We start from the raw sequence: 17,786 nt of genomic DNA, 5'->3' as shown, positions 1-17,786 counted from the left end.
GCATGGCACATCACTCCCTCCCCACCCTCGTCGCCATCGATGGACCGGCCGGCAGCGGCAAGTCGAGCGTGAGCCGTGCCGCCGCCCGCCGCCTCGGCTTCGCCTATCTCGACACCGGCGCCGCCTACCGAGCGCTGGCCTGGCTCGCACTTGACCGCAAGACCGACAGCAGCCAAGCGGATGCCGTCACCGCGCTCCTGAAAGACTTCGACTATTCGATCGGTACCGACCCCGACGAGTACTTTGTCACGGTGGGCCAGGTCGACGTGACCGACGCCATCCGCTCGCCGGAAGTCAGCGCCGCGGTCAGTGCCGTCGCCCGCGTTCCCGCGGTGCGTGGTGCGCTCACCGAGTTGTTTCGGAGCATCGCCGAGAACGTGGATCGGCCCGGTGTCGTGGTCGAAGGACGCGACATCACGACCATTGTTGCCCCCAAGGCCGAAGTGCGCATTCTACTGACTGCATCCGAAGAGGCTAGAATGACTAGACGCTCTGCGGAAATAACGACCCAATCGGCTGAAACCGTGGCGGAACAGCTGCGATCACGCGATCGCGCTGACTCACAGGTTGTCGACTTCATGAGCGCTGCAGACGGTGTGATAACCGTCGACTCCACCCATCTCGACTTCGAGCAGACCATTGAAGCGGTCATCGACGTCTACCACACACGCATGAAGCAGGCTTTGAATGAGTAACGAATACGACGACACGAGCACAGCGCTCGATACTGAGCTGGCGGAACGACTCGCCAACCTCGACGAGGAACTCGCCACCCGGCGTTCCGCGGCGCTGCGCACGGACCTCGACAACTACGACCTCGACGAGGAAGACCTCGACGTGCTGCAGGCCGTCACCGACGACCCCGACGCGATCCAGTACCTGCCGGCCGTTCCGGTGATCGCCATCGTCGGCCGCCCGAACGTGGGCAAGTCGGCGCTGGTTAACCGCATCCTCGGCCGCCGTGAGGCCGTCGTCGAGGACACCCCCGGTGTCACGCGGGACCGCGTCGCGTACAAGGGCGAATGGCACGAGCGCAAGTTCAGCCTCGTCGATACCGGCGGTTGGGAGCCCGACGCCAAGGGCATTGACGCCTCCGTCGCCGCCCAGGCCGAAATCGCCATCGACCTGTCCGACCTCGTCATGTTCGTCGTCGACTCCAACGTGGGCCCGACCTCGACGGACGAAGCCGTCGTGCGCATGCTGCGCAAGAGTGGCAAGCCCGTTTTCCTCATCGCCAACAAGGTCGACGACGTGCGCCAGGAACCCGAAGCGGCCAGCCTCTGGTCGCTCGGCCTCGGCCAGCCGTGGCCGGTCTCCGCCCTGCACGGTCGTGGCGTCGCCGACCTGCTCGACGCGATTCTGCTCGTGCTACCCGAAATCTCCAACGTTGCCAAGCAGGAGGTCGGGGGCCCGCGCCGTGTGGCCATCCTCGGCCGCCCGAACGTCGGCAAGTCGAGCCTGCTCAACAAGGTCGTCGGGGAGGAGCGCGTTGTCGTCAACGAGCTCGCCGGCACGACCCGCGACCCGGTCGACGAGCAGGTTGAACTCGGCGGCAAGGTGTGGCGTTTCGTCGACACCGCCGGCATCCGCCGGAGAGTGCACCTCTCTCAGGGCGCCGACTTCTACGCCTCGCTGCGCACCAGCGCGGCCCTGGAAAAGGCCGAAGTAGCCGTTGTGCTGCTCGACGTGACCGAGGTCATCAGCGAGCAGGATATCCGCGTCATCGACCTTGTCATCGAATCGGGCCGTGCACTCGTGCTCGCCTTCAACAAATGGGACCAGATCGACGACGACCGTCGCCGCTACCTCGAGCGTGAGATCGAGCAGGACCTGGCCCACGTCGCCTGGGCCCCGCGCGTGAACATCTCGGCCAAAACAGGTCGTCACATGGAGAAGCTGGTTCCGGCCCTCGAGCTCGCGCTCGAGTCCTGGGACACCCGCATCGCCACCGGCAAGTTCAACGCCTTCCTGGCCGAGCTCGCTGCCGCCCACCCGCACCCCGTGCGCAGCGGCAAGCAGCCGCGCATCCTGTTCGGCACTCAGGCTTCGAGCCGCCCGCCGACGTTTGTGGTGTTCACCACCGGGTTCCTCGACCCGGGCTACCGTCGCTACATCCAGCGCCGTCTGCGCGAGATCTATGGCTTCGAGGGCAGCCCAATAAACCTGAGTATGCGCGTGCGCGAGAAGCGCAAACGCTAAATTCGCAGACTCGAAGCGGCCGGTCCTGTTAACGCAGGTCCGGCCGCTTTTTTGGGGTGCCGAGTGTCTGTCGTGGCTGCGAAGACGAGTACAGTCGATTTGCGTGCCCACCCTAAGTGGGGAATACTCATCGGTACACTGTGGCTCCCTACGGCCGCTCACCTGCACGTTCCCGAACTTGTGCGCGACTCAGAATATACGTAACTAATGGCATTGAGAAACACCCGCACACCATCGATAAATAAGAATTCATCTGTCGCCGGCCCGATCGTCACAACTCAGGCTGTCGGCGGCAGCACCACCCCGCACACGGCCCCGCGACTGGCCATTCTCTCAGCACTGGCGGTTTCCGGCATTGCCATCTCAGGCCTCGCAGCAATCCCGGCCCATGCTGGTACTAGCGACCTTGACACGATCAGTGCCTCAATTGTGATCCCAGCCGACAGAAGCGTGACCACCGATTTGGGCTCGGTGCCCGCCGGCTTGAAATCCGTCGACGTGAAGTTCTTTACCTCCGAGGTCTCGTCCCGGACCGAGGTGAAGATTGCTGTCGGTCCGAAAGACGCGAATACGTACTCGTTCACCGCGCCGGCCGGCACCAGCTCGACCAAGACCATATCGGTTCCCGTGACGCCAGAGATGGACGGCACGGTCACTGTGGCCAGCGGTACCGCCGACGTCACGTTAAACCTTGCCGTGGATGGTTTTGACCGCGCCGCAACCAGCCCGGCGCCGAGTCCTAGTCCGACGCCGAGTCCGACACCCACGCCGGTTCCGGCTCCTGAGCCAGCTCCCGCTCCTGAGCCAGCTCCCGCTCCTGAGCCAGCTCCAGCTCCCGCTCCTGAGCCAGCTCCTGAGCCCGCGCCAGCTCCTGCGCCCGCTCCGGAAACAACTGGCTCGCCGGGCGCCTCCAACACGGGTGTTCCGACCGGAACCGCCCTGACCGTGCACGAGGGTGACATCAACGTCACGAAGGCAGGGACCGTGCTCAGCGGCCTCGATGTTCGTGGTCTGGTCAAGATCAGTGCGCCCAACGTCACCATCGAGAACTCCATCATTCGTGGTCGTGCCATGAACGGACCGGGGGCCCTCATCGACAACCTCGGTGGATACAGCAACCTCGTTGTGACCGACACTGAGCTGTCCCCGAGCACCGCTTCGCCCGATGCCAATGGCATCTACGGATACAACTTCACCGCGACCCGTTTGAACATCAATAACGTCATCGACGGCATTCACATCACGGGCAGCAATGTGAGCGTGCGAGATTCCTGGATCCACGATCACATGCATTACCGCACTGACCCGAATCAGGGCGGATCACCCAGCCACGATGATGGCATTCAAGTCCAGGCTGGCAACAACGTGTCTGTGACCGGCAGTCGGCTCACCGATTCGCACAGCGCTGCAGTGCAGATCACGCAGGACAGGGGAGCGGTATCCAACTTCACCTTCAGTGACAACTTCGCCGACGGGGGAGCCTGCACCGTGAACATTGCCGAAAAATCCTATGGTCCGATTAGGGGAGCGACGATCACCGACAACAGCTTCGGTCGTGATTCGCGTCTGGCGAACTGTGCCGTGATAGCTCCGACAACGACCAAGATTGACTTCGCGCACAACTACTTCGTTCCCGATGACACCCTCGTCGCAATCAAGAAAGGGTAGTTCTTGGCCGTGACCGCGGAGCATGGCTGGTTCTAAACCTGCTCCATTGTCATGAAACACAAAATCCGTTGAGCGGATGCGGTCGGACCTGTTAACGCAGGTCCGGCCGTTTTTTTGCGCTCGTCGCGCGCTATCTGTCTACCCGCGAACGGGGGGTGAAGCTGAGAAAGCCATGTGTTGACTTGTGGGAATGCCCATTGTGGGCAATGCTCATCTAGGTCACCTCGGCCCCTACAGCCTCCATCCGCACCTCCCGATTCCGTGCACTAGACGAAATGTGAAACATGTCTTCCACTACTGCTGTCGCTTCGCGCTCCGCCGTTCGCCCGTCTCGCCGCCTGGCACTTGTCGCTGCGGCCGGCGCTCTCGCCGTCTCCTTCAGCGGCCTCGCCGCCATTCCCGCCCAGGCCGCCGAGAACACGACGTCGGTTGCGGTTCCCGCCGGCAACAAGGTCACCCGCGACCTCGGCACCATTCCCGCCGACGCCGCCTCGGTCGACGTCATGTTCGATACCACCGCCGCCGCCCGTACCGACATCAAGGTTCTCATCGGCCCGGAAAACACTCAGCGTTACTACTTCACCGCACCCACCGGTGACGGGCCCAAACGCACCTACACCGTGCCGGTCACCAGCAAATCCGACGGCACCATCACCGTCGCCAGCGCCACCGCCAACGTCAAAGTCGATATGACCATCGTCGGCTACACCGCCAAGACCGTGCCCGCCCCCACACCGGCCCCCACGCCTGCACCAGCCCTGGCACCCACACCAGCCCCGCCCACCAGCGGTACGCCGACGACGACCAACACCGGCGTTCCGTCCGGCACCGTGCTCAAGGTCGTCAACGGCGACATCAACGTCACGACGCCAGGCACCGTGCTCAACGGACTCGACATTCGCGGACTGGTCAAAATCCAGGCGGCGAACGTCACCATCAAGAACTCGATCATTCGCGGTCGCACCATGAACGGCCCCGGCGCCCTCATTAACAACCTCGGCGGCTTCAGCAACCTCGTCGTGACCGACACCGAACTGTCCCCGACGGTTGCCTCACCCCACGCCAACGGCATCTACGGCTACAACTTCACCGCGACCCGCCTCGACATCAACAACGTGATCGACGGAATCCACGTCACGGGCAGTAACGTGCTCATTCAGAACAGCTGGATCCACGACCACATGCACTACCTCAACGACCCGAACCAGGGCGGATCGCCCAGCCACGACGACTCCATCCAGGTACAGAGCGGGAACAACGTCAAGGTCACCGGTAACCGCCTGACCGACTCGCACAGCGCCGCCGTGCAGATCACCCAGGACCGCGGTGTGGTATCCAACTTCGTATACACCAACAACTACGCCAACAACGGCGCCTGCACCGTCAACATCGCCGAAAAGGCCTACGGCCCCCTCAAAGGCACGGTCATTAAGGACAACAAGTTCGGCCGGGACACCAAGGTTGCCAACTGTGCCGTGATCGCCAAGACCACGACCATCATTGACTTCCAGCGCAACTACTACACCCCCGACAACTCCACGGTCGTCATCAAGAAGGGCTAACCAGCTCTATCCACAAAGTTCCCTCGCAGGAACCCGGCGGGCCCACGTGCACACAGCACGTGGGCCCGCCTTCTGTGTACCGCTGACGAGACGTGAAACTTCGCAGCTACAGCCACCGGGTAACCCTCGAGTACGCGCCACCCCAAGGTCCGTGCCGGCTCCACCGCCCGCGCAAGAGCGCCTCGCCACTACCGCGCCGCCGGTACCCGACCCGCACCACGCAGCAGGTGACCGCCGTAACGGATGCGTCCTCCGCGGCTTCCGCCCACCCCACCGTCACAATTGTGCCCTGCAGAAGACGTGGATACCGCGTGCGGGGTTGCACCGCTCACCACCCCACCGGCTCGCCGCTATCGTAGGCGATCACTCCCGGGCTCAAATCCTTGGCGATCTGCTCGCGCTGTTCCTCACGGAAGAGCTCATTTGACGCGGCGTCCCAGGCGGCGCTCTGGTCAAACTCCCAGGCGAGGTCTTCTTCGAACTCGGTTCGATGGCAACGGATGCCCGCCCCCCGCCTACGACGCCACCATGGCCATGGGCGGGGCCAAGGGCCGGCATGAAGGTCGGAGTGATCGGTCGCGCCGGCTTGGGCTAGATCGGTGCGCGCGCCGCCGCGGTCTCCGGCGCCGAAGTGCGTGGTCTACTCATCAGGTACTGAGTCAGGTATGAGCTTCTCAGCGCGATACCGGTCGAAGAGGGTGGTGAAGGAATCGATCGTGCGGTGGTGCGGAGTGAACCCGGCGAGGCGGCTCTTGGTGATGTCGGTGAAGACCTCAATATTGCGGCCGAGGTCGGCGTCGGTGTGCCACCATGACGCGATGCGCCCGAGGTCGGGCTCGACGAGTCCGTACGCAGTGGAGAGTTCGGCCCAGACCGGTTCCAGGCCGGCCATCTGAACCTCGAGGGGACGTGGCTCGTCGATGAAGCCTTGCGGCTCGACATCGAAGTACGCGGCGATTCTCGGCCACATCGCCCGCCAGCGAAAGACGTCGCCGTTGACGACGTTGAATGCTTCGTTGGCGCCGGCATCCGTGGTTGCGGCCCACACCATCTGCTCGGCGAGGACTGTCGCGTCGGTCATGTCGGTGACGCCGTTCCACTGGGTCTCACTGCCGGGGAACACGAATGGAATGCCGAGATGCTTGCACAGGGAGGCCTGCGCGGCCAGGGTGAGTCCCATGTTCATGAGGTTGCCGACTGCGTGGCCGATCACGGTGTGCGAGCGGTGTACCGACCAGGTGAATGATTGTCGAGCGGATGCTGCGAACAGCTCATCTTCCTGTGCGTAGTAGAAGTTCGCCACGTCGAGTCGTGGTTCATCTTCACTGAAGGGGGTGTCGGGCATGTTGCCTTGCCCGTAGGCCTCGAACGGGCCAAGGTAGTGCTTCAGGCCGGTGACGAGGGCCACGTGGTGCACCGGCGCGTGGCTGAGCGCGGCGAGGAGATCGCGCACCATGCCGGCGTTCACCTCGATGTTGAGTGCCTCGGTGGCCTGACGGGACCACGCCGTGAAGAATACCTGCTCAGGCAACTCGTCGGCGAGTACACGGGCGAGGTCGGCGGCGGAGCGCAGGTCTGCCTGGATCCAGCGCACCCCGGGCATCGCGCGGCCCGTCCGGCGAGCGAGGGCGAGGACCTGCCAGCCCCCGGCAGACAGTTGATCGACGACGGCGGATCCGGTGATTCCGGAGGCGCCGACTACGAGAGCGGTGCGGGTGCGAGGCTGGAGCTCTGGTGAGTTATTCATTACGGGGTGCAACGTCAGTGGATACGAGGTATTCCTGGGGCCGCGGCGCTGATGAATGTGGCCTGGCGACTTTCACTGTCACACTGGAGCGAACGTCGATCCGGCCTGCTTGCTGGACCCGCCTACGGAGGAACCCAGGATGCCCCCTGACAGTAAAGCTCGTGCCCGGCTGCTGCTGATCGAGGACGATGCCAAGCTCGGCCCGATGATCCGGGACGTGCTCACGGAAACCTACGATGTCATCCTGGTCGCCGACGGTGCGGTCGGTCTCGCCGTCGGCCTCGCTGGCGAGTTCGAGGTGATGGTCATTGACCGGCGCCTGCCCGGGCTAGACGGGCTGGGAGTGGTTGAAGCCCTCCGCCGCAAATTGATCACCACCCCCATCCTGCTTCTGACGGCCCTGGGAACCACCGGGGACAAAGTGGCCGGGCTCGACATCGGCGCCAACGATTACCTGGTCAAGCCCTTCGAATTCGAGGAGCTCTTCGCCCGGCTGCGAGCCATCCGTCGAGTGTTCACCGGGGAGGGTCGAACGATAGTGGTCGGTGGGTGGGAGTACTACCCGGACAGTCGCACGATCTATTCCCCATATGACGGGCGTATCCTGCTGACGGTCAAGGAGAACGAACTGCTAAAACTGCTAGCGGATGCCCCGCAACGAACGTTCTCCCGCCAGCAGATCCTGCGAACCGTATTCAGCGCCGCGGACACCGCCGGAACGGTGGATACCTACGTGCACTACCTGCGGCGCAAGACCGACACCGACATCGTCCTCACCGTGCGCGGTGAGGGCTACCGCCTGGGACAACCATGAACCGCAGAAAAATTCCCGTCATTGACAGCGACACCCTCGCCATCCGTCGGGCCTCACGCATCGTCGGCACCCGAGTCGCGTTCGCGTGCGCTGCGGTCGTGGCGGTGGTCATTGTGGCCGTGTTCGTCTACATCCTGTCCGAGATATCGCCCGGTGAGTTGTTTGAACCCGTGCCTGACACCGAGAACCTGCAGGTCAGCGCCATGAAGCTGCTGCGCGCTGCCGCGGTGTTGGGCGTGGCGCTGATCGTTCTGGCCGGGGTATTGAGCTGGCTGGTCACCCGCCGGGCAGTGCAACCCCTCGGCGACGTGCTGCATATCCAACGGGCGTTTATCGCCGACGCGAGCCACGAACTCCGCACCCCCCTTGCGGTGCTCGATGCCCGCCTGCAGCTTCTTCAACGCACCCTCCCCGTTGGAGACCCGTCCTCCTCGGTCGTCGCGGAGCTCCGCAGCGATGCGAAAGACCTCATCAACATCGTCAACGACCTGCTCGAATCGGCCGAAGTCGGCGGCGCGGCCGTGCACGACACCGCCGTCGTCAATCTGGTCGCTGCTGTTGACGCCGCCGTGCAGTCGATGGCACTCATCGCCGTCGACAAACACATCAGCATCGAACTGGATGCCCCGCAGCTCGCGTCGGTGAGGGTGCCCGACTCCAGCATCACCCGATGCGTCGTCGCGCTCCTGGATAACGCTGTGCGCTTCGCCCCACGCGGCTCGATCATCGCGGTGGGCGTGGCCGTGACCAAGAAGACGGTGGCGGTCACCGTGCGTGATCGCGGCCCCGGCATTCACGGCATCGACCCCGCCCGCATCTTCGATCGGTTCGCCCATTCCGTCCCGCCAGATGCCGACGGCCATGAGTCCCGTACCGGGTTTGGAATTGGCCTGTCCCTGGTGCGCGAAATTGCGGTGCGCTACGGCGGAGCCGTGCACGTCGTCGATAGCACTGCCGCGGGCACAGCAATCTGCCTCACCGTTCCGCGGGCGAAGCTGGCCTGATTTACGCCGTGACCGAGCAAAGTCGTTCGTCAAACGAAAGACCGCAAATTCGGCGATCTCCTGCGGCGATACTGGCTTCTGTGAGAAGTCTTAGACGGCGCCGTGTTCGCTAGTGCTACCGACCCCATCCCAGGAGGATAACTTGTCCACGACCCTAACGTTCCCTGCGACCGTTTCGCCCGTCCGGCATATTCTGACCAAGGTACCCGAGGTGACCCTCATCTTCTGGGTGATCAAGGTACTCGCGACCACCGTGGGGGAGACCGCCGCCGACTTCCTCAACGTCGACCTCGGCCTGGGCCTGTCCATCACTTCGGTCATTATGGCGGTCCTGCTGGTCGCCGCACTGATCGTGCAGTTTAGATTGCACAAATACACCCCGGCCGTTTATTGGCTGGCCGTTGTGCTCATCAGCGTTGTGGGTACCCTGATAACCGACAACCTCACCGACAGCCTCGGCGTGCCCCTGTGGGTCACGACGGTCGTCTTCGCCATCGCACTGGCTGCAACCTTCACCGTTTGGGCAATTTCGGAGAAGACCCTCTCCATCCACTCGATCTTCACGACCCGGAGAGAGACGTTCTACTGGCTGGCCGTGTTGTTCACATTCGCCCTCGGCACCGCGGCGGGCGACCTCGTCGCCGAGGGACTGAACCTGGGCTTCCTCGTGGCCCTGCTCGTCTTCGCTGCCGCCATCGCGCTGGTCGCCGTGGCGTACTTCGTCTTCCATCTCAACGCTGTGCTCGCATTCTGGATTGCCTACATCCTGACCCGCCCATTGGGCGCTTCCACCGGCGATCTGCTCTCCCAGCCCCTTGCCGACGGCGGGCTGGGGCTCGGAACCACGGGAACCAGTGTGCTCTTCCTGGCCGTGATTCTCATCCTGGTGATCGTGCTCACTCGCCGCGCACGCAGCGCAGGTGCACGTCTGACGGCCACGATCTAATTTCTGCGTTCGGCAGCGGATGCCCGGCCCGTATTCAGAAAACTCCACGAAGGCCCTTGCAGCATGAACACTATGACCGTCACCGCAATGTCCGCCTCCGGTTTTCTGGATCCGCAGTCGGTGATCGCCAGCGCCGGCGTCTGGGGCCTCGTCGTCGTGTGCGCGATCGTGTTCGTGGAGACGGGCCTGCTCGTCGGCTTCTTCCTGCCCGGTGATACCCTGCTGTTCTTCACCGGCGTTCTCACTTTCAGCGGGGTGATTGTCCAGCCGCTCTGGGTTGTCATCCCGACCATTGCGGTCTCGGCCGCGCTGGGCGACCAGCTCGGTTACATCATCGGGCGTACGACGGGCCGCCGCATTTTCGACCGCCGCGATTCCGGCCTGTTCAGCCGCAAAAGCGTGACACGAACGCAGGGTTTTTTTGATCGTTTCGGACCGGCGGCCGTCACGATCGCCCGCTTCGTGCCCGTCGTTCGCACCTTTGCTCCCGTCGCGGCCGGCGTGGGCAAAATGCCGCGGCGCCTGTTCACGATGTTCAACATTGCCGGCGCGGTGCTGTGGACGACCGGGGTGGTGCTGCTGGGGTTTGGGCTGGCTCACATTTCGGGCGTCGCCGACTTCGCCGCGCGCTACATCGACCTCGTACTGATCGGCATCGTCGTGCTCTCCGTGGTGCCCGTCGTGATCAGGGTCGTTGTTTCTCACCGCCAGAATTTTCGGGTGTGACCATCAGTGGGTACTCTGCCACGCAGACCGTCGTGAGGCATGCCAAAGACCGAATGCGGTCAGGCGGGAAGCAGCCCTCCGAAAAAAAGCGGTGTCCGAATTTGAGGTGATACGAGTTCGTGTGTTGCCAATCAGACCCTGATGACGTGTTCACAGCGCTTGAATGATGCCCATCATTCCGGCGTCTTCATGGTCGAGGATATGGCAGTGGTAGACGGTTCGTCCGCTGAAATCGTCGAACGCGATCCGAACGCGCACCGTGCTGCGCGCCGGTATGTTGACAACGTCCTGCCAGATCGCTGACTCGACTGGCCGGCCATCCTGTTCAATAATCTGCATCGGCCAGACGTGCAGGTGCAGAGGGTGGTCGAGGGTGCTGGTATTGGTGAGCGTCCACTCTTCGACGCTCTCGAATTGCACGGTGGTGTCAATGCGGGTGGCATCAAATGCTTGGTCGTTAATCGTGGCGGACATCATGCCGCTGCTCATACCGCCACGCATTCCCATGGCGAACACCAATTCGCGTCGAGCGGTGACGGTAGCGGAACGTAGGTCCCGTGGTGCGAGCTGGTCGGGTACCGCGGTGAATCCGCCGGCGCCGGCGCCAGCGACTGCGAACGTCGCCAGCGCGACATCGGCGGAACTGGTCGTGCCGCCGCCCATCATTCCGCCGGATGCACCGCGGTCATAGCGGAGAGCGCGAAGGGAGGATGTGCCGGCACGCGCGGTCACGAGTAAGTCTGCGCGATTGCCCGGGGCCAGGACCACCTCGTCAACGTCGCGCGCGGATTCGAACCGGCCCGAGTCGATGCCGAGAAGGGTGAGTTGTTGCCCGTCGAGTCGAAGCCGCAGGAAGCGGGAAGTGCACGCGTTGATGACCCGCCAGCGTTCACGCTCGCCTGCGCCAGCGCTCAGTGCGGGGGAGAGTTGTCCGTTGACCAGAATGAGCTCGCCCTCGCGACCCGACATCTTCTCCATCGCCGTGGTAGTTACGATGGTGCCAGATGAATCGACGGTGATGTCGGAGATGACGAGGACGCGTTCCCGGCTGGTCGGGATGGGGTCCGGGTCTTCAACGATGATGGCGCCGTAAAGCCCGCCGAATACTTGATCGGCCGCGAAACCGTGGTGGTGCGGGTGATACCAGTACACGCCCGGCGGGTGATTGGCGGGGAGGTCGTACTGATAATCGAAAGAGTCGCCGGCCGCGACGGTGACGAACATGTTGTCGCTATTGTTCTCGGGCGAGACGTGGAGGCCGTGCACGTGCAGGTTGCTTGGATCGGTCAGGCCGTTACGCAGGCTGACATTCAGGATATCGCCCGCTCGAACGCGCAGTGTGGGGCCGGGGACGCCCCCGTTGTAACTGAATGCACGCACGTCCCGGCCGGCAATGTTGACCTGCTGAGACGATGACTCCAAGGCCACCGTCAGCACGCCGTCGGAGCTGCGCAATTCTGGGGGCTGCACGAGAGCGACCCCGGACGCAGCTTTCGAGGCCTCCGGCCTCCTCAATTTTTGGTTCACGACGAATCCGGTCCCGCCGATGGCCACCCCGCCAATTCCTACACCGCCAAGGATGAGAGCGTTTCGGCGGCTGATGTCAATCATCATCGGCTTTCGCCGAGCACCCGTATCTGTTCGCGGTACTGCTCTGCCGTTAGTTCTCCGCGGGCAAATCGCTCGTCGAGGATCTTCCGTGCGCTGGTGAGATCTGATGGCGCTGAGGGGGAGGGTGACGAGGGGCCACGCTCGGCGTTTCTGGTCGATAAGCGAATGATGACGTACACGAGGATTGCGATGCCGACCATCGCCAGCAGTCCGAATCCCCAGGACCACCCCAAAGCTCCATTGCCCCACATCATGATGCGTTTCCTTCCGTATTGATGATGTCTCATTATACCTCTAGGGGTATCTGTTGTTACTGGATAGCAACCGCTCATATTCAGAGCGGATGGCTGGTGTCGTTCGGTGATGCGGATGCTAAAAAGACAGCGATACCAGTGCGGTCCAGGTGTTCCCGTAGTCATTGCTAGCGGCGATTCCGGATGCGTCCGCTACGAGGAGCCAGGGTGAGGATCCGCCGACGACGGTGAACGCTTCGGGGGCGCGTTCGGTCGTTCCGGTTTGCGTCCACGTCTCGGCGTCCTGGCGCCAGACTCCGCCGCTGGGATCCAGACCAACGATTCCTCCGCCCACGTTTGCGTCGATGGTGTCCAGCAGGAGCAGCGCGGGTGCGCCAGCCAATGCGCTGAAGGTGCGACCCGCATCGGCGCTCACCATGACGCCTGCAGCGGTCGTTGCGTAGAGCCGATCGGCCTGGGACGGATCCGCGCTCAGGTCGCGCAGTGCGAGTTTCGCTCCCGCTGTCCAGGTGACTCCTGAGTCGTCACTGACGGAAATGGTCCCAGCGCCCGCGTCGTACCCGTAGACGCGTAGGGTGCCGTCGTCGAGGGGGACGGCATCCAGATCGTGAAAATCGGTCTTTCCCGCTAGCGACAGCGCCGTCCAGGAAGACGCACCGTTTGTGCTGGAGATAAGTCCCAGATTGGGCAGCGCCAGATCGCTGGATGCGGCCGGATCGGGGTGACCAGACGCCAACAACTGACCGGGCGCGGCCACCGTGAAGCCCATCGTGTCCTGCGCTCGGCCGGCGATCTGTAGCGGTTGGGTTGTGTTCGCTCGTGGCGCTCCGGTCAGATAGGTGTCAGGCAGCACTCCGGTGGGAATGAGCCACACCCCCTGGTGGGTAGCCGCGTAGGTGTCACCCGTGAGGGGGTCGGCGCCGAGGCCGTGTACGTGCTCGAAGGCGTTCGCCATCGAGGTGGTGCTGGTCGATACCGCAGCCGAATCGGGATTGTTGCTGGTGCAACCCGCGAGAACTACGAGGCCAACGAACGCGACGGACAGTGTAGTAAGCCGGCCCCGTGACCGGATGAATCTAGCCAAGAGAGACCCCCCGGTTTTTCATGAATGTTTCCGCATCGATGCGTTCACCGTCGACACGTGTTTCAAAATGCACGTGGCAGCCGCTGGAGGCACCGGTTGATCCCACTATGGCGATAATTTCTCCGGACACAACCAGCTGGCCGGAGTCGACGAGGAGCTGACTGTTGTGGGCATATCCCGTTTCGATGCCATTGCCGTGGTCGATGAGAATCCAATTGCCATAGGAGCCCTCCTGGCCCGAGGTGACAACTTTGCCTCCGGTCGCCGCGAAGACGGGTTGGCCGCAGGGTGCGGCTATGTCGGTTCCGTTGTGAAAGTCGCCGACACCATCAACAGGTTTGTTCGGGCGAGAACCGAAGGGGCTGGATATCCGGCCCAGAACCGGTAAAGCCCAGCCTTGATCGCTGAGTTGGCCCGGACTCAAGCTGGCCCATTCCCCGTTGCTGGCGACTTCGGTGTACGAGGCCGGTTCAGGTGCTTCCGTGATGGTGTACCCGTCGCGTTCAATGAGAACGGATGCTGTCCCGGCGGCGCTGACGCTTTGCAGATCGTTTGTTTGCGCGGCGCTCGCAGCAGCGGCTTGTGGTGCGTCTGATTTGACCGCAAGCGCAGGCAGGGACGTGCTGATCGCAAAGAGTGCGATCATCGCCATGGCGCTGCCGGCCGCAGCACGCTGGCGCAGCGAGATCGGCCGAGGTGCAGCCTTCGCGGGTGGTGTAGCTTCTGCTGGGCCGGATCGACCCATGCGAAGCATGCTCTCCATTGCGCGCAGATCGCGTCGCGACATTGGTGAAATGGAGCCGGAGATGTGGGGCGCCGTAGCGACGTGGCCGGTGTTATCCACGGCGCACCGCCCCCGCGACGCGCATCAGATGGGGGATTTTACGGCAGTACATACTCATGTCCTTGCAAGTAATTCATAAAACGAAAGGTGGGCTCCAGGGGCGGGCTTTCCGAAGCGGGGCCCGCCCGAATGTGTCGCTCTAGAGCGAGGTGAGGAGCTCGGCCATGACGGAAATTTCGGCCGTCTGCGTCTTGACGATGTTGGCGGCCATCGCCTGGGCATCCGCATTCTCACCATCATCAATTTCGAGCTGCGCCATCGCGATAGCGCCCTTATGGTGCACTGTCATCTGTTCCAGGAATAAGGTGCTGGCCTCTGCTCCCGAGGAGTTCTGCAGGGCCATCATGTCGTCGTCGGACATCATCCCGTCAGAGCCGCCGCCCATGCCGCCCATGCCCGACATGCTGTTGTCATCTTCGCCCCACGCCGTCAACCAGTCTCTCAGCTGCGTAATCTCCGGTTCTTGGGCAGCCTTGATCTCAGTTGCGACGTCGATCACGCTTTGATCGATACCGTCCTTAGCGAGGAGGTCATCGCTCATTTGCACGGCCTGCTCGTGATGGGGGATCATCATCTGCGCAAAGGTCACGTCCGCTGAATTGAACGCCGCCGTGGTTTGGCTGGCGGAGGGGCTGGCTGCGTCGGTGGCGGGACTGCCGCCAGCGCAGGAGCTGAGCGTGAGAGCGGCCGCCAAAGTCACAGCAGCATAGATAAAAGTTCGTGTTTTGAGCATTGTTTGTCCATTCGTCGTCAAGTGGTAGAAACCGAGCGGCCGCGGGCACGGCAGAGCTGCCGAGGCCACGTGGTGGCTCGGAACTGCATCACGGTCTAAACGCGACAGATGGAGAGAAGGGTGAGGCTGGGTCGCTGAACCGGCAGGGCGCGGGTGCGCCATGAGCCCAGGATGATGCCGACAGCATCGAGTGGGCGCCGATACGTGGCCGGAAGCCGAGTCAGGAACACCATCACGACGAGAGTGAGTAGCGAAACGCACGTCATCGCCAGCAGAGTGCAATCGAGCATGCCGTCCAGGCTCCCGGACGAGATCGCGGCGACGACGGGAGCAGCCATGACAGCAGCCATACCCATCACCGAAGATTGCTGCTCAGGCACAGTCGATAAAGCAGTAGCACTTGATGAAGCAGGGACCGGCGTGTGCATGGCATGCCCGGTGGCCTCGGAATGAATGGCAAACACTGCAAAGAGCAGTGCGGCCAGTGCGAGCAAGGAGATGAAAGGCGACACAGAGGCGGGCGCAACCAGGCGTCGTATCGCGCGCTTCAGGTTCATTTCACCTACTTCTCTGCCCACAGCCCATAACTGCCAGTGTCTTCGCAGTCAGATTACCTCACGGCGAGCGCTAAATGCTGAATGCCAGTATTGGGGCGGTCAAACCGCGGATCGTGACAACCCGTTCTGCGGGGAGCACGGCCACGAGCATCCTTTCCTTCAGGCGGCGATCGGTGACTCCACGGGTGCCGACGATATTGGATGAGTCGTCCACGCCCGAAGCGCAATGATGCCGGCGATTGTACCGATGCCGGCGAGCACCGCTGCAGTTGGCGCTAACCCGAGCAGGGCTCCGAGTATCCCGGCCAGTGGGTAGGTCACGATGAAGCAGGCATGAGAGAGCGAAAACTGCGCGGCAAAGACGGCCGGACGATTAGTCTCGTCGGAAGAGCGGCGCAACAGTCGTGCCGACGGCGTCAGGATGAGCGCGGTAGCGGCGCCGAGCACGAACCAGATCACGAGGAGACCAGACCAGGCCAGGGGCGTTGCTGGCGCGAAAACAATACCGGCGAGGGCGAGAAGCCCGATGGGCAGTACCGCACAGCCAAGCAGCATGATGTTGCGGTCGGCAAAGCGCTCGAGTACCCGCGGCAGCGCGAGCGCAACGAGCATGGACCCGAATCCGTAACACGCCAGGGCGACGGCGAAGTCGGACTGAGCGCCGCCGAAGTGGCTTTGCACGAGTACGACGGTGTTGACGATGACCATGCTGGTCGACGTTGCGACGACCATGTTCATGGCAAGCAGGGAGCGCAATTCCGGGGTGCGCCAGAAGACTCGTGCGCCACGGGTGAGGCGCTCCCAGAAGGGTGTCGGAGGGGAGACGTGGTGTGCCGGCAGGGTGGCTGTGAGAACGAGCAGAGCGGAGCCAACGAAGCCGATGACGGTTCCCACGAACAGGGAGTGATAGCTGATCACGGTCAACAGGGCGGCAGCCAGGATGGGGCTCAGGAGCGATTCGAGGTCGTAAGCCAGTCGCGACAGCGACAGCGCTCGGGTGTATTCATTTTCCTCTGGAAGTATCACCGGGATGAGGGCCTGAAATGCCGGGGTGAACGTGGCCGAGGCGGCTTGCAGTACGAAGATGAGCACGTAGATCTGCCAGGCCTCGGTGACGAACGGCAGGGAAAACGCGACGATCGCGCGCAGCACATCCGCTGACACCAGCAGGTTCTTGCGCGGTACGTGCGCCGTCAGTGCAGCGATCACGGGGGCGATGCCGACATAGGCAAGCATTTTGATGGTCAGTGCGATGCCGAGCACGATACCGGCGTCGCCGCCGGCGAGGTCGAACGCGAGCAGGCCCAACGCCACGGTGAGCAGTCCGGTGCCGACCAGCGCCACGATCTGCGCGCTGAACAATCGGCGATACGTTCGGTTGCGCAGGACCTCAAGCATGAGCGCCCTCATCGTGAGCGTCAGCAGAACGCTCGAGGGGATGCCGGTGATGCGCCGGTGTGCCCTCGACGGCATGCTCCGCCTGAAAAATCGCATCCGCGACGAGCTGGCGGGCATGCTCATTGGCCAAACGGTAGAACACCCGAGTGCCCTCGCGACGGGTGGCCACGATGCGCCCGAGCCGCAGCTTCGCAAGGTGCTGGGAGACGGCTGCTTGAGACTTATCGACCGTCTCGGCAAGCTGGTTCACCGACAACTCCGTGTCGCGGAGTGCCAGAATGATGCGAATGCGTGTGGCATCGGCGAGCATCGTGAAGACCTCTACTGCCAACTCGACGTACTCCCCATCCGCATCAAGCGTGCACATCTTTTTATCTGCATTCATACGCAGATTATTGCACAAGTGTTGGCCGGTGTTGTGCGTGCGTTAGTTGGAGTGAGATTGGCGGACCGTTCGTGGGTCGCACAGCGCGCGGCCGCGGCGTCGGTCGTCGGATCTGTCGCTGCGTCACTATTTTTCGGTATGAGAACAGTCAGAAGGCCCCCATGCTTACGGTCATCCATGCTGCTTATATTTTCGCGGGCTGCGCCGGCTCGCAGGGTGGCGCTCTGGTCGCGCCCGTGGCGGTCCATGCGGGT

General features: G+C 63.0%; 17 protein-coding genes. 8 read left to right on the top strand and 9 right to left on the bottom strand.

Annotated features, from left to right (window positions below; all coding sequences use genetic code 11):
• Window positions 1-2 precede the first annotated feature (2 nt).
• The 4 genes from cmk to E3T47_RS00650 all read left to right on the top strand — a co-directional run bounded on the left by cmk (window position 3) and on the right by E3T47_RS00650 (window position 5,429).
• A complete protein-coding gene (gene cmk / locus E3T47_RS00670) occupies window positions 3-695 on the top strand; it encodes a (d)CMP kinase (RefSeq protein WP_134553743.1) in 693 nt (230 codons plus the stop codon).
• Window positions 688-2,199, top strand: a complete 1,512-nt coding sequence (gene der, locus E3T47_RS00665) for a ribosome biogenesis GTPase Der (protein ID WP_092339537.1) — start codon at window positions 688-690, stop codon at window positions 2,197-2,199. The genes cmk and der overlap by 8 nt, the downstream gene beginning before the upstream one ends.
• A gap of 207 nt (window positions 2,200-2,406) precedes the next feature.
• Window positions 2,407-3,867: a right-handed parallel beta-helix repeat-containing protein gene (locus tag E3T47_RS15735; protein ID WP_166805572.1), complete on the top strand. Its 1,461-nt coding sequence runs from the start codon at window positions 2,407-2,409 to the stop codon at window positions 3,865-3,867.
• Between the two features lie 284 nt (window positions 3,868-4,151).
• A complete protein-coding gene (locus tag E3T47_RS00650) occupies window positions 4,152-5,429 on the top strand; it encodes a hypothetical protein (RefSeq protein ID WP_134553740.1) in 1,278 nt (425 codons plus the stop codon).
• A 640-nt stretch (window positions 5,430-6,069) separates the two neighbouring features.
• On the opposite strand, the gene E3T47_RS00645 is transcribed toward E3T47_RS00650, so the two are convergent.
• Window positions 6,070-7,176: an SDR family oxidoreductase gene (locus tag E3T47_RS00645; RefSeq protein ID WP_134553739.1), complete on the bottom strand. Its 1,107-nt coding sequence runs from the start codon at window positions 7,174-7,176 to the stop codon at window positions 6,070-6,072.
• Between the two features lie 139 nt (window positions 7,177-7,315).
• Here E3T47_RS00645 and E3T47_RS00640 point away from each other — a divergent pair, with 139 nt between their 5' ends.
• From E3T47_RS00640 to E3T47_RS00625, 4 genes are all read left to right on the top strand, one after another.
• Window positions 7,316-7,990, top strand: a complete 675-nt coding sequence (locus E3T47_RS00640; RefSeq protein WP_134553738.1) for a response regulator transcription factor — start codon at window positions 7,316-7,318, stop codon at window positions 7,988-7,990.
• The gene (locus E3T47_RS00635; RefSeq protein ID WP_134553737.1) at window positions 7,987-8,994 is read left to right on the top strand and encodes a sensor histidine kinase; all 1,008 of its coding nucleotides are present in this window, start codon (window positions 7,987-7,989) and stop codon (window positions 8,992-8,994) included. Before E3T47_RS00640 ends, E3T47_RS00635 begins: the two co-directional genes overlap by 4 nt.
• A 142-nt stretch (window positions 8,995-9,136) precedes the next feature.
• Complete coding sequence (locus E3T47_RS00630) at window positions 9,137-9,940, top strand: COG4705 family protein (RefSeq protein WP_198416561.1); 804 nt, start codon at window positions 9,137-9,139, stop codon at window positions 9,938-9,940.
• Between the two features lie 72 nt (window positions 9,941-10,012).
• Window positions 10,013-10,666, top strand: coding sequence for a DedA family protein (locus E3T47_RS00625; RefSeq protein ID WP_166805571.1), 654 nt, complete (start codon window positions 10,013-10,015; stop codon window positions 10,664-10,666).
• Window positions 10,667-10,816: 150 nt separating this feature from the next.
• On the opposite strand, the gene E3T47_RS00620 is transcribed toward E3T47_RS00625, so the two are convergent.
• The 8 genes from E3T47_RS00620 to E3T47_RS00585 all read right to left on the bottom strand — a co-directional run bounded on the left by E3T47_RS00620 (window position 10,817) and on the right by E3T47_RS00585 (window position 17,532).
• On the bottom strand, window positions 10,817-12,277 hold the full coding sequence (locus tag E3T47_RS00620; RefSeq protein ID WP_134553757.1) for a multicopper oxidase family protein: 1,461 nt from the start codon (window positions 12,275-12,277) through the stop codon (window positions 10,817-10,819).
• Window positions 12,277-12,531 (bottom strand): SHOCT domain-containing protein, encoded by a 255-nt coding sequence (locus E3T47_RS00615; RefSeq protein ID WP_134553734.1) that lies wholly within the window; start codon window positions 12,529-12,531, stop codon window positions 12,277-12,279. The genes E3T47_RS00620 and E3T47_RS00615 overlap by 1 nt, the downstream gene beginning before the upstream one ends.
• A 118-nt stretch (window positions 12,532-12,649) precedes the next feature.
• Window positions 12,650-13,615 (bottom strand): F510_1955 family glycosylhydrolase, encoded by a 966-nt coding sequence (locus tag E3T47_RS00610; protein WP_166805570.1) that lies wholly within the window; start codon window positions 13,613-13,615, stop codon window positions 12,650-12,652.
• Complete coding sequence (locus E3T47_RS00605) at window positions 13,608-14,459, bottom strand: M23 family metallopeptidase (protein ID WP_134553732.1); 852 nt, start codon at window positions 14,457-14,459, stop codon at window positions 13,608-13,610. The genes E3T47_RS00610 and E3T47_RS00605 overlap by 8 nt, the downstream gene beginning before the upstream one ends.
• A gap of 139 nt (window positions 14,460-14,598) precedes the next feature.
• On the bottom strand, window positions 14,599-15,192 hold the full coding sequence (locus tag E3T47_RS00600) for a DUF305 domain-containing protein (RefSeq protein ID WP_134553731.1): 594 nt from the start codon (window positions 15,190-15,192) through the stop codon (window positions 14,599-14,601).
• A 95-nt stretch (window positions 15,193-15,287) separates the two neighbouring features.
• Entirely contained in the window at window positions 15,288-15,749 is a 462-nt protein-coding gene (locus tag E3T47_RS00595; RefSeq protein WP_134553730.1) for a hypothetical protein, read from the bottom strand.
• A gap of 159 nt (window positions 15,750-15,908) precedes the next feature.
• Window positions 15,909-17,147 (bottom strand): MFS transporter, encoded by a 1,239-nt coding sequence (locus E3T47_RS00590; RefSeq protein ID WP_134553729.1) that lies wholly within the window; start codon window positions 17,145-17,147, stop codon window positions 15,909-15,911.
• Window positions 17,140-17,532, bottom strand: a complete 393-nt coding sequence (locus tag E3T47_RS00585) for an ArsR/SmtB family transcription factor (protein ID WP_134553728.1) — start codon at window positions 17,530-17,532, stop codon at window positions 17,140-17,142. The genes E3T47_RS00590 and E3T47_RS00585 overlap by 8 nt, the downstream gene beginning before the upstream one ends.
• Between the last annotated feature and the right edge of the window lie 254 nt (window positions 17,533-17,786).

The sequence above is a fragment of the Cryobacterium ruanii genome, assembly GCF_004404055.1.
Lineage (GTDB): Bacteria > Actinomycetota > Actinomycetes > Actinomycetales > Microbacteriaceae > Cryobacterium > Cryobacterium ruanii.
The sequence above is the reverse complement of the archived record's forward strand: the minus strand, read 5'-3'. Positions and strand labels throughout refer to the sequence as shown.